The following is a 23,490-nucleotide window of genomic DNA, read 5'->3' as shown; positions in this document are numbered from 1 at the left end:
TAATTCGGCGACCGGCTGTCCTAGGACAGTTGCGCAGATGCTGCCGCGATGCGCCGGCAGGCCTCCATGAGTTCTGCGGCCGACGTTGCGTAGGAGATGCGGAAATACGGCGCGAGGCCAAATGCCGAGCCGGGAACGACCGCGACGCCGACGGCGCGCAGTAGATATTCCGCAAAGGCCGTGTCGCTCGTGATGATGCCGCCGTCAGGAGCCTTCTTGCCGATCAGACCCGCGCAACTGGCGAACGTATAGAACGCGCCTTCGGGCACGCGGCAGGTAATGCCCTCGATCGCGTTCAATGCGGAAACGACGAGATCGCGACGCTCCTGAAACGACCTGCAATGGTCGCGCACGATCCCTTGCGGACCGTTGAGGGCTTCCACGGCCGCGGCCTGGCTGATCGATGATGGGCAGGACGTCGATTGGCTCTGCACGATGGCCATGGCGCGAATCAGCGCGCTTGGCCCGCCGGCGTAGCCAATGCGCCAGCCGGTCATCGCATAGGCCTTGGAAACACCGTTGACCGTCAGGATGCGGTTGCGAAGCCCCGGTTCGATCGCGGCCGGTGTGACAAAGCGGAAATCGTCGTAGACGATGTGCTCATAGATATCGTCAACGATCAGCCAGACATGCCGGTGTCGCGACAGCACGTCGAGCAGCGGCCGATAGTCAGCTTCGCGATAGGCGGCTCCGGTGGGATTCGATGGCGAATTCAGCATCACCCATCGGGTGCGCGGCGAGATCGCCGCTTCGAGATCGCCGGCGGTGAGCCGGAAGCCGTTGGCTTCCGAACACGGCACCAGAACCGGCTTGCCGCCTGCGATGAGGACGATATCGGCGTAGCTCACCCAGAATGGTGTCGGGATGATCACCTCATCGCCCGGATCGAGGCTGGCCATCATCGCATTATAGAGAACCTGCTTCGCACCGCTGGAAACCGTGATCTCGTCCTGGGTGAATTCAAGGCCGTTGTCGCGCTGGAACTTGGCGCGGATGGCGGATTTGAGTTCTGGCGTTCCGTCGAGCGCGGTGTATTTGGTCGCGCCGTCGTGCATGGCGCGCGCCGCCGCGTCCTTGATGTGAGCGGGCGTGTCGAAGTCGGGCTCTCCGGTCCCGAGGATGATGACATCCTTGCCCTGGCGCTTCAGATCGGTGGCGAGGCCGGTAATCTTCAGGATTTCCGACACCCCGATCGATGAAAGCCGGGAGGCCGGGCGGAAATGCGATGATGTCGGAAGCGGCGCGTTCACGGCGATTTCCATTCAATCCACGTCGAACTTGACGCCCTGGGCGAGCGGCAGCGTGCGGCCATAGTTGATCGTGTTGGTGGCGCGGCGCATGTAGGCCTTCCAGGCATCCGACCCGGACTCACGTCCGCCGCCGGTTTCTTTCTCGCCGCCGAATGCGCCGCCGATCTCGGCGCCTGAGGGACCGATGTTCACGTTGGCGATCCCGCAATCGGAGCCGCGCGCCGACAAGAAGGCTTCTGCCTCGCGCAGATCGTTGGTGAAGATCGAAGACGATAGTCCTTGCGGAACGGCATTGTGCAATTCGATCACCGCATCGAAGTCGCTGTATTTGATGACATAAAGGATCGGCGCAAAAGTCTCGCGCTCGACCGTTCCGGTCTGTCCGCCGATCTCGACCAGCGCCGGGCGGACATAGAAGGCCGTGCCTGCGCCTGCGACGGCGACGCGGTCGCCGCCGACAATGGCCGCTCCGGCGGCCTTGGCTTCGCCGAGGGCGCGCTGCATCGATTCATAAGCGAGGCCGTCGATCAGAGGGCCGACCAGATTGCCGGTGAGGGGATTGCCGACGGAAACGGACTGATAGACCTTCTTCAGGCGCGGCACGAAGCTGTCATAGACGCTCTCGTGAACGAACAGGCGGCGCAGCGTGGTGCAGCGTTGGCCGGCCGTGCCCATTGCCGCGAAGGCGACGCCGCGCAGCGTCAGGTCGAGATCGGCGGTCGGCGTGACCACCGCCGCATTGTTGCCGCCGAGCTCCAGAATGGCGCGGGCGAAACGCTGCGCGAGCTTCGGCGCGACGGCGCGTCCCATCGCGGTCGAACCGGTCGCCGAGACCAGGGGAACCCTGGTGTTGTTGACGAGGGCCTCACCGATCTCGCGCCCTCCGACCAGCACGGCAGACAATCCGTCGGGCGCTGCGCCGCCATCGGCCTTGAAGCGCTTCAGGGCGCGGGCGAACAGCGCGTCGGTCGCCAAAGCGGTGAGGGGCGTCTTTTCCGACGGCTTCCAGACGATGCTGTTGCCGCAGACCAGCGCCAGCGCGGCATTCCATGACCAGACCGCGACCGGGAAATTGAACGCCGAGATGATGCCGGTGACACCGAGCGGATGCCAGGTCTCCGCCATCCGGTGCTCGTGGCGCTCGGTGGCGATCGTCAAGCCGTAGAGCTGCCGGGAAAGCCCCACGGCGTAGTCGCAAATGTCGATCATCTCCTGCACTTCGCCGAGACCTTCGGACTCGATCTTGCCCGCCTCGATGGAAACCAGCCGGCCGAGCGCGCGCTTGCTGGCGCGCAACTCTTCGCCGAGCAGCCGCACCAGTTCACCGCGCTTGGGAGCAGGGATCAGACGCCATTGCAGGAAAGCCGCATGAGCTTTTTCGATCGCCGAGGTCGCGCCGGCGGCGTCGATCTCCCTGACATGCGCCACGGTTTCACCGGTGATCGGGGTTCTCGCGACCAGCGTGCCACCGGTATAGCTGACAGGTTCGACACCGAGTTCAATCAGAAGCGCGTCGACGTCGGCCTTGAGCGAGAGGTCTTTGGTTTTGGTGGATTGTTTGTCTGACATGAGGGGCTCTTTCCGAGGGCTCGCGTTGATTTCAGAGAAGGCGGCTGTCAGCGATTGGCTTGAGACGTCACCATCGTTCTCCGTCAGGGGCCGGAAGGCGATGTCCCGCCTCATAGAGAGGACAATGGTCCGGCATTTTCAAACGATAGAAGTTCAATAAGTCATTCCAGCGCTGAATGACCATGGGCCAAATCCAAAACGGCTGACAGTTGCGGATGAGTCGCAGACCCGACCTTGTCAGAGCGTGACGCTTCAGCGGTCTGGCGCCGTTTCCAGAAGAAGCCATTCCCGGAAGGCAACAAGTGGCGGATGGGACGCCCGGTCGGTCGGCCAGACCAGATAATAGGCCTCGGCGCTTTTCATCGGCAGATCGAGCGCGCGCACCAGCTTGCCGGTGCTCAACTCCTCCTCGATGAGAAATTCGGGAAGCAGCGCGACGCCGAGCCCGGAAATCGCCGCCTGGGAAGCGGTGGCGAACTGGTCCAGCAGCATGCCATGGACGGCATGGGCATCCACGCCGTGCAGCGTCAGCCATTGTTCCCACGCGTCGGGGCGCGTCGTCAGGTGCAGAAGAGGGGCCTTCCGCAGGTCGCTTGCTTGCTTGAAACCGTAACGCTCCCGCAACTCGGTGCTGCAGGCGGGGATCACGGTCTCCGACCGCAGCAACGCCAGTTCACCCCCTTGCCATTCCGGGCGCCCGAAATGGATCGCGGCGTCGACGGGCTCCAGCCTGAAGTCGAAATTCGATAGCCGCGTGACCAGGTTGATGGTGATGCCGGGGTTGCCCGCGAGAAATCTGGGAAGCCGCGGCGCCAGCCATCTGGTGCCGAACGTCGGCAGGATCGCAAGCGTCAGCGTGCCGCCGAACGGATTGGCGCGCAGATTGAGCGACGCCGTACTGATCTTGCGCAGCGCGTCGCGTATCTCGCGGGCATAGGCGTCGCCGCCCACGGTCAGGCGGATGGTTTGCCGCTCGCGATGAAACAGCTCGACCTCGAGCTGCTCTTCGAGCGCCTTGACCTGACGGCTCACCGCGCCTTGCGTCAGCGACAGCTCTTTTGCCGCGGCCGTGATGCTTCCGGTCCGCGCCGCCGCTTCAAAGGCGGAGAGCAGAGGCAGCGAAGGCAAAAAGCGGCGTGGGCCCTGCACGTCATTCTCCAGCCGAATGAGGTCTTGATCAAACATGACTTGGCCCGGCGCCGCTGGCAACGCTAGATTACCGCCCGGCCTCGCAGTCACGCAGTCGGCATGTCTTCCAACGGTCAGCATCTTACTTGCCGAATTGGAATGAACCAGTCAACGCGCCTCGAAAAGCCAGACCTTGCGGGCGGCAACAGACGAGGACGTCGCAGACGATGCTAGATAACGCCAGATCCCACGGTCTCTGGGAATTGACCGCACCGGCGGCGCCTGAAACGGCGGAGTTACGCGGATCGATCAAGGTCGATACTGCCATCGTCGGTGGTGGATATACCGGTCTCTCGGCCGCTCTCCATCTCGCCGAGGGCGGCGCCAACGTCGCATTGCTGGAGGCGGTGGAGATCGGCTTTGGCGGGGCCGGCCGGAACGTCGGCCTGGTCAATGCCGGTATGTGGGTGATGCCGGACGTGCTGCCGGACATGCTCGGCGGCGATTACGGCGAGCGTCTTCTCGGATTGCTGGGCGACGCCCCGAAGCTTGTGTTCGATCTCATCGACCGTCATCGCATCGAATGCGAAGTCGAGCGTGCCGGCACGCTGCATTGCGCCGTCGGCGTCAAAGGGATGAAGGAACTGGAGGCGCGCGCAGCTCAGTGGAGCCGCCGCGGCGCGCCGGTGGAGTTGCTGAACGCCGCTGACACCGAAGCGAAAATTGGCTCCTCGGCTTACGCCGGATCGCTGTGGGATCGGCGCGCGGGCACGATCCAACCCCTGGCCTATGCGCGGGGTCTTGCTCGCATCGCTTTGAATGCCGGCGCGAAGATATTCACCCGTAGCGCGGTTATCTCCGCCGCGCGAATTGGCGGCAAATGGAAGCTGCAAACCGCTGATGGCAGCGTCGTCGCCGATCGTGTCATCGTGGCGACCGATGCCTATGCGACGGGCCCTTGGTCCGAAGTTACGATGGAGCAGGTCCACCTGCCTTATTTCAACTTTGCCACCCAGCCGCTGTCCGACAACATCCGTGCGTCCATTCTTCCCGAACGGCAGGGGGCCTGGGACACCAATGAAGTGCTGAGTTCGTTTCGTTTCGATCGTGCCGGCCGCCTCGTGTTCGGAAGCTGTGGCGCGCTGCGTGGGACCGGTGCGGCGGTTCACCGATCCTGGGCAAAGCGGGCGCTCAAGAAGCTTTTCCCGCAAATCGGCGACGTCAGATTCGAATCTGAATGGTACGGCCTGATCGGAATGACCGACGATAACCTGCCGCGATTCCACAAGCTCGCTGAAAACGTGATCGGCTTCAGCGGCTACAACGGGCGCGGCATTGCGCCCGGCACGACCTTCGGACGCCTTTTGGCGATCCACGCGCTTGGACAACTCGACGAGAAAGATCTGCCGCTGCCGGCGTCGTCGCCGACCAAGCCCAACTTCCGGAACGCCAAATCGGCCTACTACGAGGTCGGGGCACAGCTCCTTCATCTGGTCCAGGCGCGGCGGTAGGTCCCGCCATCGAATTTCGGAATTCCGAAGAATAGCAAAAAGATCACATCGGAAATTAGTTGACGATAGGAAACTTTTGATCAAAGGTGGGCGCGCGGTCTGGATCCAATCTGACTCTCCAATCCGGGATCCAGACCTCAGCAGGGGACAGGCATGACGGATGGCGCCGTTTACGCTCTGGAGACGCGCGGCCTCAGCCGCGAGTTCGGCGGCTTCTTCGCTGTCAATAGCGTCAACTTCCGCCTTGCCCGCAACAGCATGCACGCCGTCATCGGCCCCAATGGGGCTGGCAAGACCACCCTGTTCAACCTTCTGACGAAATACCTTCCGCCTTCGGCCGGTACGATCCTGCACGACGGCCATGACGTCACCCGCCTCAGCATGCCGGCGATGGCCAAGCGCAGCGTGGTGCGCTCCTTCCAGATCTCGGCGGTGTTCGCCGGGCTGACCGTCCGCGAGAACGTCGAACTCGCTTTGCTGCCTGAGCATGGTCTCGCCTGGAATCTGCTCGGCCGGATTTCGCGCCATCGTGGTGTGCTGGATCGCGCCGATGCGTTGCTCGCGCGCTTCGGCCTGTCGGAATATGCCGAGACGATGGCCGGCAGTCTTTCCTATGGCCGCAAGCGCGTGCTCGAACTGGCGACGACGCTTGCGCTCGAACCCAAGGTGTTGCTGCTCGACGAGCCGATGGCGGGGCTCGGCCACGAAGATATCGGGCGCGTGACGCAATTGATCCGCGAGGCCGGCCGGGGCCGCACGGTGCTGCTGGTCGAGCACAACATGAATGTGGTCGCCGAACTCGCCGACACGATCACCGTGATGGTGCGCGGCGAAGTGCTGGCGGAAGGAAGCTATGCGGAGGTCTCCTCGCGCGCCGACGTGATGGCCGCCTATACGGGGCAGGCGCATGCCTGAGATCCTCACGGTCGGCAACCTCGAGGCCTGGTACGGCGAGTCCAAGGTCCTGCACGGAATGGATTTCAGTGTCAGGGCGGGCGAGGTGGTGACGCTGCTCGGCCGCAACGGCGCCGGCAAGACCACAACGCTGAAGGCGATCATGGGCCTGCTCGACAAGCGTTCGGGTTCGATCGCGCTCAACGGCCGTGAGATCATCGGCGCCGCGCCCTATGACATCGCGCGCAAGGGTATCGCTTTCTGCCCGGAGGAGCGCGGCATCTTTGCGAGCCTGAGCGTGCGCGAAAACCTGCTGCTGCCGCCGAAGGTCGCTGCCGGCGGCATGACGGTCGCGCAGATCCTGGAGCTGTTCCCGAACCTGAGGGAGCGGCTCGACAGCCAGGGCACGAAGCTGTCCGGCGGCGAGCAGCAGATGCTGGCGCTCGGGCGCATTCTGCATACCGGCGCGCGCATCCTGCTGCTCGACGAGCCGACCGAGGGCCTGGCTCCCGTCATCATCCGCCAGATCGGCCGCACCATCACCGAACTGAAGACGCTCGGCTTCACCATTCTCCTGGTCGAGCAGAATGTCGGCTTCGCCGCCGGTCTCGCCGACCGGCACTACATCGTGGAGCTCGGCCGCATCGTCGAGGAAATCCCGGGTGCGGCGTTCGAAGGCAGGCTCGGTTCGCTCAAAAGCTATCTCGGACTCTGACCGAAAGGGCATCATGACCACGATCCTTGGCGTCCCTTCCGCGGTCCTCTATGGCCAGCTTCTGCTCGGGCTGATCAACGGCGCCTTCTACGCCATGCTGAGCCTTGGCCTCGCGGTGATCTTCGGCATGATGAACATCGTGAACTTCGCCCACGGGGCGCAGTACATGATGGGCGCGATGGGCGCGTGGTTTCTGCTCAATTATCTCGGCATCGGCTATTGGTGGGCGCTGATCCTGGCTCCGCTCGCCGTCGGCGCGATCGGCATCGTGATCGAGATGCTGCTGCTGCGACGCCTTTACAAGCTCGACCATCTCTACGGCATGCTGCTCACCTTCGGTCTTGCACTGATGGTGCAGGGCATGTTCAGCGACTGGTTCGGCTCTTCGGGCCAGCCCTATTCGATTCCGCAGGCGCTGATGGGTGGCAGCCATCTCGGCTTCATGTTCCTGCCGAACTACCGGGCCTGGGTGATCGCCGCTTCGGTCGTGATCTGCCTCGGCACCTGGTACGTTGTCGAGCGGACCAAGCTTGGCGCCTATCTGCGCGCCGCGACCGAAAACCCGATGCTGGTTCAGGCTTTCGGTATCCGCGTCCCGCGCATGATCACGCTGACCTACGGCGCCGGCGTTGCGCTTGCCGCACTGGCTGGCGTTCTGGCCGCGCCGATCTACCAGGTCAGCCCGCTGATGGGAGCGGATCTCTTGATCGTCGTGTTTGCCGTGGTGGTGATCGGTGGCATGGGATCGATCATGGGCTCGATCCTGACCGGCTTCCTCGTCGGTATCATCGAGGGCCTGACCAAGGCCTTCTATCCCGAAGCCTCGACGACGGTTGTCTTCGTGGTGATGGCGGTGGTGCTGCTGATCCGCCCGGCGGGGCTGTTCGGATCGAAGCCCGAGGCCGCTCAGGGGCAACCGCAGTCGAGCCTGTCGGCGCCGGCGCCGTCAGCGCGTACGCAAAGCCTGATCTTCCTGACGGTCGCCGCCTGCCTCGCGGCCGCGCCGATCATCGTTTATCCCGGCTTCATGATGAAGGCGATGATCTTCGCCCTGTTCGCCTGCGCCTTCAACCTGGTCGCCGGCTATGGCCGGCTGGTCTCGTTCGGCCACGCCATGTTCCTGGGCTCGGCCGGCTATGTCTGCGGCCATGTGGCGAAGATCTGGGGGCTGCCCCCTGAACTCGCTATTCTGGCCGGAACGGCAACCGCGGCCGTGCTTGGCTTTGTCTCGGGCTGGCTCGCCATCCGCCGCAGTGGCATCTACTTCGCCATGGTGACACTGGCTTTCGCGCAGATGGTCTATTTCGTCGCGCTGCAGGCGCCCTTCACCGGCGGCGAGGACGGGCTGCAGGCGATTCCGCGTGGCATGCTGTTCGGCCTGATCGACCTTTCGCGGCCCGCTAACCTCTACACGTTCGTGCTGGCGATATTTCTCGGCGGTTTCTTCCTGATCATGCGCCTGGTCGGCTCGCCGTTCGGGCGCGTGCTGAAGGCGATCAGCGATCACGACGCCCGCGCGCAGTCGCTCGGCTTTGATACGAGCCGCTACAAGCTCGTTGCCTTCACGCTCTCGGCGGCGCTGGCGGGGCTTGCGGGTTCGACCAAGGCGATCGTCAGCCAGATCGCCAGCCTGACCGACGTGCACTGGTCGATGTCGGGCGAAGTATTGCTGATGACGTTTCTCGGCGGCGTCGGCACGCTCTACGGCCCACTGATCGGCGCCTTCATCGTCGTCGCCATGCAGAACTATCTGGCGGCGTTCGGACAATGGGTCACCGTCATTCACGGCCTGATCTTCGTCGTCTGCGTGCTCGCCTTCCGGCGCGGCATCGTCGGCGAACTGATCGAGTTCTGGCATCGCCGGCGCCGGGCACCAGCGGCGACACAAGCCGTACTTCGCAAAGTGGCCGTCGCGACGAAGGAATGAGACGTCTCGATAAGAAACTTCGTCATCCGGGGAAGTGGAACAGGACCGAACCAAACCCCGCTCGGAAGAGCGGATCCGACAACAGGGGATAGATCATGCGAAAGATGCCTTCCAGACTCTTGTGTGGTGTAGCCGCCGCGCTCTGCCTCGGCGCCATCGCCGGCCAGGCCGCAGCCCAGGTCAGCGACGACGTCGTCAAGATCGGCGTGCTGACCGACATGTCCGGCCAGTATTCCGACCTTAACGGGCCAGGCTCGCTGCTGGCGGCGCAGATGGCGGCAGCGGATTTCGGCGGCAAGGTTCTGGGCAAGCCGATCGAAATCATCGGCGCCGACCATCTTCAGAAGGCCGACGTCGGCGTCGGCATTGCCCGGCGCTGGATCGAGAACGAGAAGGTCGACGCGATCTCAGACGTCACCAACAGCGCCATCGCGCTTGCGGTACAGCAGTTGACGCGCGAGACCAGCCGCGTGGCGTTGTTCGCGTCGCCCGGCACGACGGATTTGACCGGCAAGCAGTGTTCGCCCACCGGCTTTCACTGGGTCTACGACAATTATTCAAACGCGGTCGGACCGCTGAAGGCGCTGATCGACAAGGGTAACGATACGTTCTTTATCGTTACCGCCGATTTCGCCTTCGGGCATTCGCTCGAGAAGATCGCGAGCGAAGCGATCAAGGCGAATGGCGGCAAGGTCCTGGGTAACGTCCGCCATCCCTTCGGCGCAGCCGATCTCTCGTCTTTCCTGCTGCCGGCGCAGGCATCGAAGGCGAAGGTCATCCTGCTTGCCACCGCCGGCAAGGATATGACGACGGCGATCAAGCAGGCCAACGAGTTCGGCATCATCGCGGGCGGGCAGGCCATCGCGGCGCCGGTCGTGTTCATTACGGATGTCAACGCGCTCGGCCTGCCGACCGCGCAGGGCATCTCGTTTGTCGAGGGTTTCTACTGGGACCAGAACGACGAGACGCGCGCCTTCGCCAAGCGCTTCTTCGAGACCCGCAAGGCCATGCCGACGTCAGTGCAGGCCGGCGTCTACTCCTCGATCACGCACTATCTCAAGGCGATCCAGGCCGCGGGCACCGATGAGGCCAAGGCCGTCGCCGCCAAGATGCGCGAGCTGCCGGTCAACGACTTCTTCGCCAAGGACGGCAAGGTGCGCGAGGACGGCCGCATGGTCCACAACATGCTGCTGGTCCAGGTCAAGAAACCTTCCGAATCGAAGCAGCCATGGGACTACTATAATGTTCTGGCTACCGTTCCCGGCGAGCAGGCCTTCCAGTCTCTTGCCCAAAGCGAATGTCCGCTCGTCAAGAAGTGAGGCAAGGTCCCGGCGGCGACGGCCGCCGCCGGGACCTTACTTCCGCGATAAAAAAGGGAGAGAGCCGCGATGAAGAAGACTGCGACGCGATCGTCGCTGAGGGAGGCCACGGCAACAGTGGTTGTACCGGCCCGCTTCTCGGCCGACGCCGCGCCGGCCGAGGGAAGCGATGACCTCGGTCACAGGTTGAAGCGGTTACGGATCGACAAGGGGTGGACGCTGAAAGAGGTCAGCGAGCGCACCGGCGTCGCGCGCTCGACCCTGTCGAAGATCGAGAACGGCCAGATGTCGCCGACCTACGACGTGCTGCAGAAGATCACGCGCGGCGTCGATCTCGACATCGTCGAGCTGTTCGATCAGCGTCGCCAGAATGCGCCGTTCGGCCGCCGCAGCGTCACGCGCACCGGCGAGGGCAAGCCGCACCGCACCGATACCTATGATTACGAGGTGTTGGCGACCGACCTTTCGCAAAAGCATATCCTGCCATTCAAGGCGCGGATCAGGGCGCGCAGCCTCGACGAGTTCCCCGGCTGGGTGCGTCACGAGGGCGAGGAGTTCCTGTGCGTTTTGTCCGGCTCTGTCCAGGTCTTCACGGAATTCTACGCCCCCGTCACGCTCGCGGTTGGCGACAGCACCTATTTCGACAGCAAGATGGGCCACGCCATCGTGTCGATCAGCAAGGAAGATGCCGAGGTCATCTGGATATGCACCGGCATCACCGCACTCTCATGATATTGTAGGACAGGAATAAACCCGATGCTGCGCAGCTACTCCGCTGCCGACGTCCATGCCGCGCTCGGCTATCCCGAGCTGATCGAGGCATTGCGCGAGGCTTTCAAGCGCGACGGCGAGCCGATGCCGTTGCGGCAGGCCTATGAAGTCGGCGTCGATGGAGCGCCGGCGCGTCTTCTGACGATGCCGGCCTGGATCCGCGGCGAAGCCGTCGGCGTCAAGCTCGTCACGGTGTTTCCGCAAAATGCCGAGCGCGGTCTCGGTGCGGTGTCGTCGCTTTATTTCCTGCTCGACGGTCAGACCGGCCAGCCGCGCGCGACGATCGACGGCGAGGCGCTGACCAATCGCCGCACGGCCGCTGCGTCAGCGCTCGCATCCAGCTATCTGTCGCGCGCGGACAGCCGCACGCTGCTTATCGTCGGAACGGGCCATGTCGCGCGTCATCTCGCCGCCGCTCACCGCGCTGTGCGTCCGATCGAGAAGGTGATGGTATGGGGACGCAATCCGGAGCGCGCGCGGGCTCTGGCCGACACGCTTGTCCGGCAGGGCGCGAACGCAGTTCCGGTGACCGACCTTGACCTGGCCTTGCCGCAGGCCGACATCGTGAGCTGCGCCACGACGTCGACCGAGCCACTGGTCAAAGGCGCGCTGCTGCGGCCTGGAACCCATCTCGACCTGGTCGGTGCCTTTACGCCGCAGATGCGCGAAAGCGATGACGCGGCCATTTTGCGCTGCCGCGTCTTCATCGATACCTATCCTGGCGCGCTCGCCGAAGCAGGAGACCTGCTGCAACCGATCGCCGCCGGCAGCTGGAGCGCCGACAGGATCTGCGGCGATCTGCATGAACTGACAAGTGGCGCGAAAGCCGGCCGCCTTGACCGCGACGAAATCACCCTGTTCAAATCGGTCGGCGCGGCGATCGAGGATCTTGCGGCCGCGAGCCTGCTGGTGAACGAGGCCAATCCGAACTCACGCGCGCAGCCTCCCGAGTGAGGGTGTGCGGCAACGAGGCCTGACCATGTCGACGCAGGAAAAGCCTGGCTTCTGCACGCTCTGCCGCTCCCGCTGCGGAACGATCAATGTCGTCGAGAATGACAGGCTCGTCGCGGTGCGGCCGAACCCGGCCCATCCGACCGGCAAGGCGCTATGCCCAAAGGGCAGGGCCGCGCCGGAGATCGCGCATTCGGCCCGTCGCCTGAAGACGCCATTGCGACGCACCGCGCCGAAGGGCGCCGCCGATCCCGCCTTCGTGCCGATTTCCTGGGACGAGGCGCTGACCGAGATCGCCGAGCGGCTGGGGCGCTACCGGGAAGAAAGCGGGCCGGAATCGGTCGCGTTCGCGGTAACCTCCGGCTCTTCGTCGTCGACATCAGACAGCCTCGACTGGATCCAGCGCTTCATCCGCGGCTTCGGCAGCCCGAACAATTGCTTCTCCACGGAGATCTGCAATTGGCACAAGGACCACGCCCACGCCTTCACCTTCGGGTGCGGCCTGCCCACGGCGGATTATCGCAATTCCGAACTGATCCTGCTCTGGGGCCACAACCCCGCTAATGTCTGGCTTGCCCAGGCAGAGGCGATCAGCGCCGCGCGGGCGAGGGGCGCCAGGCTTGCGGTGATCGATCCGCGCCGGACCGGTTCAGCGCGCGATGCCGATCTGTGGCTGCGTATCCGCCCGGGCACAGATGCGGCGCTGGCTCTCGGTCTTGCGCGCTGGCTCATCGTCAACCGCGCCTACGACGCCGACTTCGTGCGGCACTGGACCAATGCGACCTTCCTGATCCGCGATAGCGACGGTTGCTTCCTGCGCCCCGGCGATATCGGCCTTGAAGGCGACGGCTTTCTGGTCTGGGATGCGGTCGCGGGCAAAGCAGTGCCGGCCGAGGGCGGGCTCGCGGCTGCCGCGCTCGAAGGATGCTTCGATGTGAGCGGCCCTCAGGGCCCGATCGCCTGCCGCACCGGTTTCGATCACTATGTCGCGGCAGCCGAACCCTACGATCCCGCGACGGTCGAGCGCATCACCGGCATCCCGGCGGCGCAAGTTAAGGAACTCGCGGCTGCGATCTCGAAGGCATCATCGGTCTGCTATCACGGCTGGACCGGCCTCGGACAGCACACCAATGCCTCGCAGACCGAACGCGCGGTCGCAACGCTCTATGCATTGACCGGCCATTTCGATGCGCCGGGCGGCAATGTCAGGATGCCGAGCCTTCCGGTGCCGTCGCTGCATTCCATGGCGATGATCCCACCGGAGACGCGCGCACGCACGCTCGGACTGTCGGCGCGGCCGCTCGGGCCGCCGGCCGACGGCTGGATCACCTCCAGCGATTTCTACGACGCTGCGCTGACCGGAAAACCCTACCGCCTGCGCGCGCTGTTCGCGTTCGGCTCCAATTTGCTGGTGTCGCATCCGGCGCCGGAACGCGGACGCGAGGCGCTCAAAGCGCTCGACTTCCAGGTCCATTGCGATCTGTTCCTGAACCCGACAGCCGAGATGGCTGATATCGTGCTGCCGGTGTCGAGCCCGTGGGAGCATGAGGCATTGCGCCTCGGCTTCGAAATCTCGCCCGAGGCGCAGGAATTGGTGCAGCTCCGTCCGCAGATGATTCCGCGGCAGGGCGAGGCCCGTTCGGATATGTGGATCGTCTTCCAGCTCGCCAAGCGGCTCGGCATGAGCGAACTGTTCTTTGGCGGCGATGTCGAGAAGGGGTTTGAGCATCTGCTCGCCCCGCTTGGCCTCGATCTCGAAACGCTGCGGGCAAGGCCCGAAGGCATTCGCGTGCCGCTCAAACATGGCCATCGCAAATACCAGACGACCGGCTTCGCCACGCAGACCGGCAAGGCCGAACTCTATTCGGAACTGCTGCATCGCCACGGCTATCCGGCGGTACCGCGTTTCATCGAGCCGGCCGAGCGCCGCGATGACGCGTTTCCGCTGACGCTGTTTTCCGCCAATAGCGGCTATTTCTGCCACAGCCAGCATCGCGGCATCAACGCGCTGCGCCGCAAGCGCGCCGAACCGACCGCCGAGATCCATCCCGAACTCGCCCGCCGCAAGAATATCCTGGAGGGCGACTGGATGTTGGTGCGCAGTCGCAAGGGCACGATCCGGATCCGCGCCGCTTTCAACGACGCGCTCGCGCTGGATGTGGTAGCGAGCGACTATGGCTGGTGGCAGCCTGCGCCGGATCTCGGCCTGCCGGGCTATCTGCCGGACGAGACGCGGCCTGTCGGCGCCAGTTTCAACGCCATCATCTCGGAACGCGGGCGCGATCCGCTCAGCGGATCGCTGGCGCTGCGCTCCTTTACCTGCGACGTCGAACGTGACGAGAGCACCGCCTGGCAGGGCTGGCGCTCATTCGTCGTTGCGGAGCGCCGCGAGGAATCTGCCGATGTGGTGGGGCTGACATTGCGGCCAGTCGACGGTGGGGCGCTTCCGGCATTCCGGCCAGGCCAATATGTCGGCGTCCGGATTGGCGAGGCGATCCGCTCGTATTCGCTGACCGGGGCAGCGATCCCGGCACCCGATGCCTATCGTATCGGTGTCAGGCACATCGAGGGCGGGCAGGTGTCGACGGCGATCAGGCACGATCTCGCACCTGACGACACCGTCGAATTGCAGTCACCGAAGGGTGGCTTCGTGCTGCCGCTGCGCAACGAGTTTCCGGTCGTCCTGATTGCCGGCGGCATCGGCATCACGCCGTTCCTGTCCTATCTCGACACGCTCGAGGGCGTCGCCGACGAACCACAGGTCACGCTGCATTATGGCTGCCGGGATGGCGCAAGCCGCCCGTTCCATCATCGGCTTGAAGCGCTACGGCAGCGGCTGCCGAATCTCACGCTGGTCACGCATCTGACCCGCCCACAGAGCGGCGACCGTTTTGATCGGCTCGGCCGGTTCACCGTGTCGGATATCGACGCGGAATTGCTGCGCAAGCGCGCGCGCATCTACATGTGCGCATCCGATGCGATGATGGAAGAGGTCGCCGCAGGCCTGCAGGCGCGCGGCGTGCCGGTCTTCGAGATTTTCAAGGAGCGCTTCCGCTCGCCCCCGGCGCCTGCGCTCGATGGCCTCATGTCGCGCCAAATTCATTTTGCCCGCTCTGGACGCACATTGAACTGGTCGCCGCAGGCGCCGCTGGCCAGCATTCTCGCGGTGGCCGAAAGCGCGGGCATTGCGCTTCCAAGCGGCTGCCGTGTCGGCCAATGCGAGAGCTGCGCCGTGCCGGTAAAGACCGGCGAGGTTCGCCATCTCGTCGATTGTTCGGAGTTGGATGAGGGGCATTGCCTGACATGTCAGGCCGTTCCACTTTCCGATCTCGTCATCGACGCATGACTCACGAGCAAGACCGACGCCTCCGATCATCAGCGAGTGATTGAGCAAGTTGCTCGCCACTCCTGCGATATAGTGGGGGTTTTCAAGGCCAATGCGCCGCCGCGCTCCGGTCGATTGCGCCATGCACCACCATACACTGACCAGCCGGGCTCGAGCGCGAGTGCTCCCCCGCAATAAAATCCCTGCACCCGGCCCCCTTTCATCAAAGCGACACATATGTCATTATAGAAATACAAATGATCGAAGCCGGGTTTTGAAGCGCCGGCTCACTGGACCGCTGAGGGAGGATCACCCGTGAAGAAGATTGCATTCATTGCGGCATTGTTCGGGGTTTTGGCGTCGGCCGCGCCCGCTCAGGCGGCGCGCGTCGAGGTGCAATGGTGGCACGCCATGAGCGGCGTCCTGGGCGAACGGCTCGGCGAACTGGTCGAGAAATTCAACGCATCGCAGGATAAATATACCGTCGTGGCGGTCGCCAAGGGCAATTACGACGAAGTGACCAATGGCGTGATCGCGGCCTATCGTGCCAAGCGGCCGCCGGAAATGGTGCAGATCGCCGAACGTGGCTACATGACCATGCTGCTGTCCGGCGCCGTGGTGCCGGTGCAGGAACTTCTGGACCAGAAGGGCTACAAGGTCGACTTCTCCGACTTCATCAAGCCGGTGGCGAGTTTCTGGAGCTACAAGGGCCGCATGTCGGCGATGCCCTTCAACTCCTCGACGCCGATCTTCTGGTACAACAAGGACCACTTCCAGAAAGCCGGCTTCGACAAGCCGGCCGCAACCTGGCAGGAGCTGGAGACACAGCTCTACGCCATGAAGGCCAAGGGCGTCAGTGAGTGTGGCACGGTGCTGCCGGGCGACTTCTTCTGGAGCCTGCTGGAAAACTACAGCGCCATCAACAACCAGCCCTACGGTACGCTCGCCAACGGCTTCGACGGACTCGGCACCGAATTCGTCTACAACAAGACCAAGGTGGTCTCGCAAGTCGCGCGCCTGAAAAAATGGCTCGATGATGGCGTCCTGCAGATTGCCGGGCAGGGCTTTAGCCCGGAACAGTTGTTCACCTCCGGACGCTGCTCGACCTTCGTCAATTCGACCGCGTCGCACGGCAATATCGAACGCAACGCCAAGATCAACTGGAGCGCCACCTTCCTGCCGCACGAGAGCGATATCAATCCTCCGCTCAACAGCACCATTGGCGGTGGCGCCATCTGGGTGATGAAGGGGCACACGCCGGAACGCTACGACGCGGTCGCCGCCTTCCTCGATTTCGTCGCCCAGGCGGAGACGCAAGTGTGGTGGCATGGCGTGACCGGATATGTCCCGGCGACCAACAAGGCCTATGCGCTGGCGCGCGAGCGCGGCTATTATAAGGAGCATCCGACACGCGAGATCGCGGTGCTGCAACTCTCGCGCGGCACGCCCAATGACAATTCGCGCGGCTTCCGCTTTGGCAATTTCGTGCAGACGATGCTGGCGCAGCGCAGCGAGGTCGAAGCGGTGTTCACCGGCCAGAAGCAACCGCAGCAGGCGATGGATGACGCCGTCAAGCGCGGCAATGAAATCCTGCGGCAGTTCGAGAAGCTCAACGCCGGAAAAGGCACCGAGTGGGCCCCCGAGGCGAAATGAAGGCAAGTGCGCCGATCGCAACTTCGTCGATCTGGCCAGAAGCGCCGGCAGACCCACCTTCCGGCTTGGCCAGATCGCAGCACAAGTCGCCCGGCGAAACTGCCGCCGGGCGTAGCGCGGTGACGGAACGGGCCAGTAAGGCGCGGACGCCCAAGCGTGGCCAGCCTGATCGGGAACCCGGACTGAAGCGAGCGAATTTCGGCCGCGGCGCCGGCCTGCCGACGCTATTGCTGCTGCCGCAGGTGTTGATCCTGGTGTTCTTCTTCTTCATCCCGTCGCTGCGGGCGCTGACGCAGTCCGTCCTGTTGAGCGATCCGTTCGGCACCACCGTCCATTTCGTGTGGTTCGACAACTTCAAGGCGCTGTTTGCGAGCGGCGAGTATCGCCAATCGCTCGTGACGACGGCCTGGTTCACGGTGGCGCAGAACGTGATTACGCTGGCGATTGCCGTCGTTCTGGCATTCGCCACCGACCGGGTGGTGCGCGCACGATCGGTCTACCGGACTCTCATCCTGCTGCCCTATGCGATCGCGCCCGCGATCGCCGGCATCCTGTGGGCGTTTCTTTTCAACCCGGTCGTTGGCCCGCTCGCACACATGTTGCACGCGCTCGGGATTTCCTGGGATCCCAATCGCAATCCGAACGACGCGCTGTGGCTCGTGATCATGGCCGCGTCATGGAAGCACATCTGCTACGACTACATCTTCCTGGTGGTCGGCCTGTTGGCGGTGCCGGTCTCGCTGATGGAAGCCGCCGCCGTCGACGGCGCCGGACCGATACGGCGGTTCTTTCTCATCGCGCTGCCGATGCTCGGGCCGACTATCTTTTTTCTCGCCGTGATGAATTTTATCTACGGCTTCTTCGAAACCTTCGCGATCATCGATGCCGTCACCCATGGCGGGCCGGCCGGCGCGACCAACATCCTGGTCTACAAGGTCTTCGTCGATGGCTTCATCAACCTCGACCTCGGCTCCTCGGCGGCGCAGTCGGTGCTGTTGATGACCTTCGCGCTGATTTGCACGCTGCTGCAATTCCGCTATTTCGAACACAAGGTCAATTACGGGGTCTGACCGCATGGTGGAGCGCGCACCCATCCTCGATATGATCTGCCACGCGATCCTGATCGCCGGCGCGATGTTGGTGTGCGTGCCGCTCTACTTCGCGTTCGTCGCGGGCTCGCTGACGATCGCCGAGGTGCAGAAGGTGCCGCTGCCGTGGCTGCCGGGCGATCAGTTTCTTGCCAATCTGCAAACGGCCTGGGTCAAGTCCGACTTCAGCCGCAGCTTTCTCAATTCCATTGTGGTGGCACTCGGCATCACTGCCGGAAAGATCGTGGTGTCCTTGCTCTCCGCCTTCGCCATCACCTATTTCCGCTTCCGCTACCGGATGCTGGCGTTCTGGCTGATCTTCATGTCGCTGATGCTGCCGATCGAGGTGCGGATCGTGCCGACGTTCGAGGCGGTGGCGAACGCCGCGCTGCCGCTGCAGTGGCTCGCCGATATGCTGCATGTTGCCGATCTCTGGAAATGGATCAGCGGCCACGATGTGGCGATTGCGCTGGAATGGAACATGGTCAACACCTATCCGGGGCTGATCCTGCCGCTGATCGCGTCCGCCACTGCGACCTTCCTGTTCCGACAGTTCTTCCTCACCGTGCCGGATGAGTTGTGTGAGGCGGCAAGGCTCGATGGCGCCTCGCCGCTGCGGTTCTTCTGGAGCATTCTGCTGCCGCTGTCGGTCTCGAACATCGTCGCGCTCGCGATCATCCTGTTCCTGTTCGGCTGGAACCAGTATCTGTGGCCGCTGCTGTTCACCACCGACAAGGACATGGCGACCGCCGTGATCGCGCTGAAGAATTTGATCCCGCGCTCCGACAGCGAGCCGGCCTGGAACATCGCCATGAGCGGTGCGCTGCTAGCGATGCTGCCGCCGATGCTGGTGATTTTGCTGTTGCAGCGCTGGTTCCTCAAAGGGCTCGTTGACAGCAGTAAATAGGGGACTCATCATGGTTCTTATCGCCGGACACCGCGGCGCCCGCGACCTTTGGCCGGAGAACAGCCTCCTCGGCTTTCGCAATCTGCGTGGACTTGGTGTTGACGCGGTCGAGTTCGATATTCATCAGAGCGTCGATGGTTCGCTGGTCGTCATCCACGATCCGCTGCTCGATCGCACCGCGCATGACGCCGGGCCGGTCGGCGTTCGGACGCTGAAACAATTGACTGCCATCCGTCTGCGCGAGGCCGGCGAAGAATGCATCCCAACGCTCGATGCCGTGCTCGACGTGTTCCGCGATTCACCGCTTGAGCTTCACATCGAAATCAAGACCGACGCCTTCGGCAATCCCTATCCGGGAATCGAAGGGCGCCTCATCGAGGCGGTCAAGCGGCGCGGGCTGGAGCGGCGCGCGGTGCTCACCTGCTTTGTCCCTGACGTCATCGCGACGTTGCGGAGGCTGTCGCCGCAGGCGCGGGTGCTGGCCTCGCTGGACCGCAGGTCGGCGGAAATGATGGGCGGCATTTCGCCGGCGTTCGACCGTCTCGCCGCGATACCCGATTGCATCGTGGCGGTCGAGAAGTCGCTGCTGACGCTGACACTGCCGCTGGCGCTGAAAGTCTTCGGTCGCGAACGGCTCGGGGCCTGGGTGACGAACGAGCCGCAGGATATCGCCCACTGGCTCGCCCAGCCGGTGCGGCAGATCACCACCGACCGGCCCGATCTCGCCGTGAATATCAGGCGCGAACTGACGTCCGCGTCTGTGCCGTCATGAGCGGCATCACGATCCCGCGCCGGCGATTCCTCGCAGGCTCCTTGGCCAGTGCCGCGATGGCCGCGCCATTCGGGATCGTGCGCGGTGCGCCGGTGGCGTTCAACGCGCACCCATATACGCTGGGCGTAGCCTCCGGCTGCCCGCGCGAGGACCGCGTCATTCTGTGGACACGGCTCGCGCCCCGACCGCTCGAAGAGGGCGGCATGCCGCCTGCGCCGGTCGAGGTCGAGTGGCAGGTCGCGGAGGATGAAGGATTTGCGCGCATCGCCACGAAGGGCGTCGTGCAGGCGACGGCGGAGCTCGCGCATTCGGTGCATGCCGAGGCAACAGGCCTGCAGCCGGGCCGCGTCTACTGGTACCGGTTTCGCGCCGGTGCGGCGGTGAGTCCGGTCGGGCGTACCCGCACCGCGCCGGCCGGAGGTAACAGCCGCTTCCGCTTCGCCTTTGCCTCCTGTCAGCAGTACGAGCAGGGCTATTTCGCCGCGTATCGCGACATGGCGGCGCGCGATCTCGATCTGGTCGTGCATCTCGGCGATTACATCTACGAAAAGTCCTGGGGCTCGCGTCACGTACGTCAGCACGGCGTCGGGATTCCGACGTCGCTTGCCGAATTCCGCAATCGCTACGCGCTTTACAAATCCGACGCCGACCTGCAGGCGGCGCACGCCGCGTTTGCCTGGCTTTCGATCTGGGACGACCACGAGGTCGCGGACGATTACGCCAATGACCGCTCCTACACGACGCGCGATCCGGAGCAGTTCATGAAAGTCCGCGCTGCCGCCTATCAGGCCTATTACGAGCATATGCCGTTGCCGCCATCCGCCCGCCCGCGCGGGCCGAATGCGACCATCTACGAGCATTATCGTTTCGGCGACATGCTGGACATCATGCTGCTCGACGACCGGCAGTACCGCTCCGCGCCCGCCTGTGTGAAGGGAGGGCGCCCGACCACGGTGCCGGACTGCACGGAACGAACCGAGGAGGAACGCTCCATGCTCGGGCGGCCGCAGGAGCAGTGGCTCGACGCACGATTGCGCGACAGTCGCGGGCGCTGGACCGTCGTGGCGCAGCAGACTCTGATGTCCGAAAGCAAGCGCAAGGCGGACGATGGCAACCGCTTCTGGATGGATGGCTGGGACGGCTACCCCAATGCCCGCCGCCGGCTGCTCGATTCGATTGTGTCGCACAAATTGCGCAACCCGGTCGTCATCGGCGGCGACCGCCACGCTTACTTTGCCGCCGACCTCAAGCGCGATTATTCGCAGCCGCATGAAGCGGCCATGGCGACCGAATTCGTCGGCACCTCGATCTCTTCCGAGGGGCCGAGCGAAAGCAGCGTGGCCAAGGCGCTCGCCGACAATCCGGCCCTGACCTATGCGCGGGGCGACAAGCGTGGCTATGCGACCGTCGAACTCGATGCGCGATCGTGCACGGTCGGTTTCGAGGCGCTCGACGACGTCAAGGACGTGAGCAGCGGTGTACGCCGGCTCGCGACCTTCGTGGTCGAGGATGGCGCGCCCGGCGTGAAGGCAGCCTGATGCCGATATCCGCCAGGACGGATTTGATGGCGCTGATGCGCGGCGCCGAGCCGGTGGTGGCGGAGGCGGCCGCGACGCTGGTCGCGATGCAGCGCGCGCCGCTTGCGACCGCACGCAAGGAACTACGTGACATCGTCACCGACGCCGACCTTGCCGCGGAAAGGATCGTGATCGACGGACTAAGATCGCTGACACCATGGGCGGCGATCCTGTCGGAGGAAAGGGGTTTTAGCGGCAACACAAGCGGACCGCGCTGGATCGTCGACCCGCTGGACGGCACCGTGAATTACGCCTCCGGGCTGCCGTGGTATTCGGTCAGTGCGGCCTACCATGATGGCGAAGAGGCGCTGGTCGGCCTGGTTCAATCGCCGCTGGCCGATGTCTGCGCCCGCTACGTGCAGGGCGCGCTTGCCACTGTGAACGGTGAACCCGTGCGGGTGTCGAGCACGCGTTCGCTTTCCGATGCGGTGGTATCGGTGATCTTGACCTCGCATTATCAACCCGACGAGGTGCGGATGGCCGCTGCCATTATCGAGCGGCTCGGCTCGGCGGTTCGCGGCGTCCGCATCGTGGTCTCGGGCGCGCTCGAGATGACATGGATCGCGGCCGGCCGGCTCGACGCCTTCGTGTCGATCAAGGCCGATCTCGTCTCGCACGCCGCCGCGATGCCGCTGGTGCGCGCAGCGGGCGGACGCGTGACCACGATCGCGGGCGAGGCTTCGCAGTTTGACGATTTGCAAAAGATCGCTTCAAATGGTCACATCCATGACGAGCTTTTGCGGTTGCTCGAGGAGATTACGCTTTGAGTGACCAGACCATCCTGCGGGTCGCCTGGCTCTATTACATGGAGAACCTGACCCAGGCCGAGATCGGCGAGCGGCTCGGACTGACGCGGGCGCGCGTCAACCGCATGCTTTCGGAGGCGCGGCACAGCGGCATCGTGAGTATCAGGCTGAACTCGGCGTTCGCAAGCTGCACCGAGCTCGAACATCAGTTGCGGCAGCAATGCGGGCTCGACGACGCGGTGGTGATCCCGAGTCCGGAAAATCCCGAACTGGTGGCAAGCCTGATCGGAATGGCGGCGGGCGCCTATTTGTCGAAATTCCTAGAAGAGAAGAAACCACGCACCATCGGCATCGGCTGGGGCGCGACCTTGCGCGAAACCATCCGCCATGTGACGCCCGCGGAGTATCCGGATCTCTGGATCGTCTCGATGATGGGCGGGCTCTCCCGCGGGCTCGAACTCAACACTTTCGAGATCGCAGGCGAGCTTGCTCGTCGGCTGCACGCCAAGTGCAGCTATCTGGCTGCCCCGATCTATGCCAGCAGCCGGAGATCGCGTGACACCTTCATGGCACAGGAGGTCTATGCGGAAGTGTTGGACCGCGTCGAGCGGATCGATCTTGCGCTGCTCAGCATGGGCGACCTCTCGCCGCGTTCGCTCCTGGTGCGGCACGGGCTGCCGCCCGATGTCGGCATCGAGGATCTGCGCGCCGCCGGCGCCGTCGGTGACGTGCTCGGCCAATATCTCGAGCAGTCTGGCCGGCAGATCAACCACGGCATCAATTCGCGCGCCATCGCATTGCCGATCGAGAAGCTGGCACGGGCGCCGACCGTGATGCTGATTGCGGGCGGGACCAACAAGGTGCCGGTCATCGCGGCGGCGCTGCAGGGGCGGATCGGCAAAGTGCTGGTGACGGATGAGAAGGCCGCCGCCGGCGCGCTCAAGTTGATCGGCAAGCGGCGGTGAGCATGTTTCCCATTGCGGAAGCGGCGTGTGCACGATGTGTGCCCGGGAGATCAATGAAAATCCAGAAGCCATCGAGAGCAGCTTGAATTGAGCTTCGACCCATCTCTCACGTCGTCCCGGCGAAGGCCGGGACCCATACTGCGTGATCTCTCGATGAAGCTCGGTAGCAGTCACCATTCGCAAAACTTCTCCCTGTGGTTATGGGTCCCCCAATGCGCAATTGCGCATCTGAGCTCAAGGCCGAGACGACGGCGGTGTTTGTTGTTGCGCCATCATCCAAAACGCAGTTTCACATTCTCGCGGCGCGTTGCGCCCGAGCTTTGCCAGAAACTTCCCGCCCTCTCGTAAGAGGGCGCAGGGAAGACCGGGTGCGCGCTGCACCCGCGGTCTCGCGTGCGGTTTGCACAAAACAAAATGCACAC

The 23,490-nt window shown here is 64.0% G+C and carries 18 protein-coding genes and 1 pseudogene; 16 read left to right on the top strand and 3 right to left on the bottom strand.

Features of this window, described 5'->3' with window-relative positions; genetic code table 11:
- Positions 1-20: 20 nt before the first annotated feature.
- The 3 genes from JQ597_RS30370 to JQ597_RS30360 all read right to left on the bottom strand — a co-directional run bounded on the left by JQ597_RS30370 (position 21) and on the right by JQ597_RS30360 (position 4,004).
- Positions 21-1,250, bottom strand: coding sequence for a pyridoxal phosphate-dependent aminotransferase (locus tag JQ597_RS30370; protein ID WP_409411317.1), 1,230 nt, complete (start codon positions 1,248-1,250; stop codon positions 21-23).
- A 12-nt stretch (positions 1,251-1,262) separates the two neighbouring features.
- Positions 1,263-2,819 (bottom strand): L-piperidine-6-carboxylate dehydrogenase, encoded by a 1,557-nt coding sequence (amaB, locus tag JQ597_RS30365; protein WP_212269155.1) that lies wholly within the window; start codon positions 2,817-2,819, stop codon positions 1,263-1,265.
- A gap of 252 nt (positions 2,820-3,071) precedes the next feature.
- Entirely contained in the window at positions 3,072-4,004 is a 933-nt protein-coding gene (locus JQ597_RS30360) for a LysR family transcriptional regulator (protein ID WP_212269154.1), read from the bottom strand.
- A 170-nt stretch (positions 4,005-4,174) separates the two neighbouring features.
- Here JQ597_RS30360 and JQ597_RS30355 point away from each other — a divergent pair, with 170 nt between their 5' ends.
- From JQ597_RS30355 to JQ597_RS30285, 16 genes and pseudogenes are all read left to right on the top strand, one after another.
- Positions 4,175-5,458, top strand: a complete 1,284-nt coding sequence (locus tag JQ597_RS30355; protein WP_212269153.1) for an NAD(P)/FAD-dependent oxidoreductase — start codon at positions 4,175-4,177, stop codon at positions 5,456-5,458.
- A gap of 153 nt (positions 5,459-5,611) precedes the next feature.
- The gene (locus JQ597_RS30350) at positions 5,612-6,373 is read left to right on the top strand and encodes an ABC transporter ATP-binding protein (RefSeq protein ID WP_212269152.1); all 762 of its coding nucleotides are present in this window, start codon (positions 5,612-5,614) and stop codon (positions 6,371-6,373) included.
- Positions 6,366-7,067: an ABC transporter ATP-binding protein gene (locus tag JQ597_RS30345; protein WP_212269151.1), complete on the top strand. Its 702-nt coding sequence runs from the start codon at positions 6,366-6,368 to the stop codon at positions 7,065-7,067. Before JQ597_RS30350 ends, JQ597_RS30345 begins: the two co-directional genes overlap by 8 nt.
- Positions 7,068-7,080: 13 nt before the next feature.
- Positions 7,081-7,956 (top strand): annotated as a pseudogene (locus JQ597_RS38370) (branched-chain amino acid ABC transporter permease); the annotation flags it as partial.
- A gap of 138 nt (positions 7,957-8,094) precedes the next feature.
- Positions 8,095-8,994, top strand: coding sequence for a branched-chain amino acid ABC transporter permease (locus tag JQ597_RS38365; protein ID WP_349628914.1), 900 nt, complete (start codon positions 8,095-8,097; stop codon positions 8,992-8,994).
- Between the two features lie 95 nt (positions 8,995-9,089).
- Positions 9,090-10,313, top strand: a complete 1,224-nt coding sequence (locus JQ597_RS30335) for an ABC transporter substrate-binding protein (protein WP_212269149.1) — start codon at positions 9,090-9,092, stop codon at positions 10,311-10,313.
- A gap of 69 nt (positions 10,314-10,382) precedes the next feature.
- Positions 10,383-11,045, top strand: a complete 663-nt coding sequence (locus JQ597_RS30330) for a helix-turn-helix domain-containing protein (protein WP_212269148.1) — start codon at positions 10,383-10,385, stop codon at positions 11,043-11,045.
- A gap of 24 nt (positions 11,046-11,069) precedes the next feature.
- On the top strand, positions 11,070-12,038 hold the full coding sequence (gene lhpI, locus JQ597_RS30325) for a bifunctional Delta(1)-pyrroline-2-carboxylate/Delta(1)-piperideine-2-carboxylate reductase (RefSeq protein WP_349628909.1): 969 nt from the start codon (positions 11,070-11,072) through the stop codon (positions 12,036-12,038).
- A 25-nt stretch (positions 12,039-12,063) separates the two neighbouring features.
- Positions 12,064-15,381 carry a molybdopterin-dependent oxidoreductase gene (locus tag JQ597_RS30320; protein ID WP_212269147.1) on the top strand — a complete coding sequence of 1,106 codons (3,318 nt, stop codon included), beginning with the start codon at positions 12,064-12,066 and terminating at the stop codon, positions 15,379-15,381.
- Positions 15,382-15,675: 294 nt separating this feature from the next.
- A complete protein-coding gene (locus tag JQ597_RS30315; RefSeq protein ID WP_349628907.1) occupies positions 15,676-17,013 on the top strand; it encodes an extracellular solute-binding protein in 1,338 nt (445 codons plus the stop codon).
- Between the two features lie 119 nt (positions 17,014-17,132).
- Positions 17,133-18,083 carry an ABC transporter permease subunit gene (locus tag JQ597_RS30310; RefSeq protein ID WP_312010873.1) on the top strand — a complete coding sequence of 317 codons (951 nt, stop codon included), beginning with the start codon at positions 17,133-17,135 and terminating at the stop codon, positions 18,081-18,083.
- A 4-nt stretch (positions 18,084-18,087) separates the two neighbouring features.
- A complete protein-coding gene (locus tag JQ597_RS30305; RefSeq protein ID WP_212269145.1) occupies positions 18,088-19,008 on the top strand; it encodes an ABC transporter permease subunit in 921 nt (306 codons plus the stop codon).
- A gap of 10 nt (positions 19,009-19,018) precedes the next feature.
- Positions 19,019-19,780, top strand: coding sequence for a glycerophosphodiester phosphodiesterase family protein (locus tag JQ597_RS30300; RefSeq protein WP_212269144.1), 762 nt, complete (start codon positions 19,019-19,021; stop codon positions 19,778-19,780).
- On the top strand, positions 19,777-21,318 hold the full coding sequence (locus JQ597_RS30295; protein WP_212269143.1) for an alkaline phosphatase D family protein: 1,542 nt from the start codon (positions 19,777-19,779) through the stop codon (positions 21,316-21,318). The genes JQ597_RS30300 and JQ597_RS30295 overlap by 4 nt, the downstream gene beginning before the upstream one ends.
- The gene (locus JQ597_RS30290; protein WP_212269142.1) at positions 21,318-22,124 is read left to right on the top strand and encodes an inositol monophosphatase family protein; all 807 of its coding nucleotides are present in this window, start codon (positions 21,318-21,320) and stop codon (positions 22,122-22,124) included. The genes JQ597_RS30295 and JQ597_RS30290 overlap by 1 nt, the downstream gene beginning before the upstream one ends.
- Positions 22,121-23,068 carry a sugar-binding transcriptional regulator gene (locus JQ597_RS30285; RefSeq protein WP_212269141.1) on the top strand — a complete coding sequence of 316 codons (948 nt, stop codon included), beginning with the start codon at positions 22,121-22,123 and terminating at the stop codon, positions 23,066-23,068. Before JQ597_RS30290 ends, JQ597_RS30285 begins: the two co-directional genes overlap by 4 nt.
- Positions 23,069-23,490 lie beyond the last annotated feature (422 nt).

Origin of the sequence: Bradyrhizobium sp. AUGA SZCCT0177 (assembly GCF_018130125.1) — a bacterium.
Lineage (GTDB): Bacteria > Pseudomonadota > Alphaproteobacteria > Rhizobiales > Xanthobacteraceae > Bradyrhizobium.
The sequence above is the reverse complement of the archived record's forward strand: the minus strand, read 5'-3'. Positions and strand labels throughout refer to the sequence as shown.

Bases quoted from the DNA above. Each gene is read 5' to 3' on its own strand.
- amaB (WP_212269155.1), bottom strand. From the start codon at position 2,819: ATGTCAGACAAACAATCCACCAAAACCAAAGACCTCTCGCTCAAGGCC.
- JQ597_RS30360 (WP_212269154.1), bottom strand. From the start codon at position 4,004: ATGTTTGATCAAGACCTCATTCGGCTGGAGAATGACGTGCAGGGCCCA.
- JQ597_RS30355 (WP_212269153.1), top strand. From the start codon at position 4,175: ATGCTAGATAACGCCAGATCCCACGGTCTCTGGGAATTGACCGCACCG.
- JQ597_RS30350 (WP_212269152.1), top strand. From the start codon at position 5,612: ATGACGGATGGCGCCGTTTACGCTCTGGAGACGCGCGGCCTCAGCCGC.
- JQ597_RS30345 (WP_212269151.1), top strand. From the start codon at position 6,366: ATGCCTGAGATCCTCACGGTCGGCAACCTCGAGGCCTGGTACGGCGAG.
- JQ597_RS38365 (WP_349628914.1), top strand. From the start codon at position 8,095: ATGATGAAGGCGATGATCTTCGCCCTGTTCGCCTGCGCCTTCAACCTG.
- JQ597_RS30335 (WP_212269149.1), top strand. From the start codon at position 9,090: ATGCGAAAGATGCCTTCCAGACTCTTGTGTGGTGTAGCCGCCGCGCTC.
- JQ597_RS30330 (WP_212269148.1), top strand. From the start codon at position 10,383: ATGAAGAAGACTGCGACGCGATCGTCGCTGAGGGAGGCCACGGCAACA.
- lhpI (WP_349628909.1), top strand. From the start codon at position 11,070: ATGCTGCGCAGCTACTCCGCTGCCGACGTCCATGCCGCGCTCGGCTAT.
- JQ597_RS30320 (WP_212269147.1), top strand. From the start codon at position 12,064: ATGTCGACGCAGGAAAAGCCTGGCTTCTGCACGCTCTGCCGCTCCCGC.
- JQ597_RS30305 (WP_212269145.1), top strand. From the start codon at position 18,088: ATGGTGGAGCGCGCACCCATCCTCGATATGATCTGCCACGCGATCCTG.
- JQ597_RS30300 (WP_212269144.1), top strand. From the start codon at position 19,019: ATGGTTCTTATCGCCGGACACCGCGGCGCCCGCGACCTTTGGCCGGAG.
- JQ597_RS30295 (WP_212269143.1), top strand. From the start codon at position 19,777: ATGAGCGGCATCACGATCCCGCGCCGGCGATTCCTCGCAGGCTCCTTG.
- JQ597_RS30290 (WP_212269142.1), top strand. From the start codon at position 21,318: ATGCCGATATCCGCCAGGACGGATTTGATGGCGCTGATGCGCGGCGCC.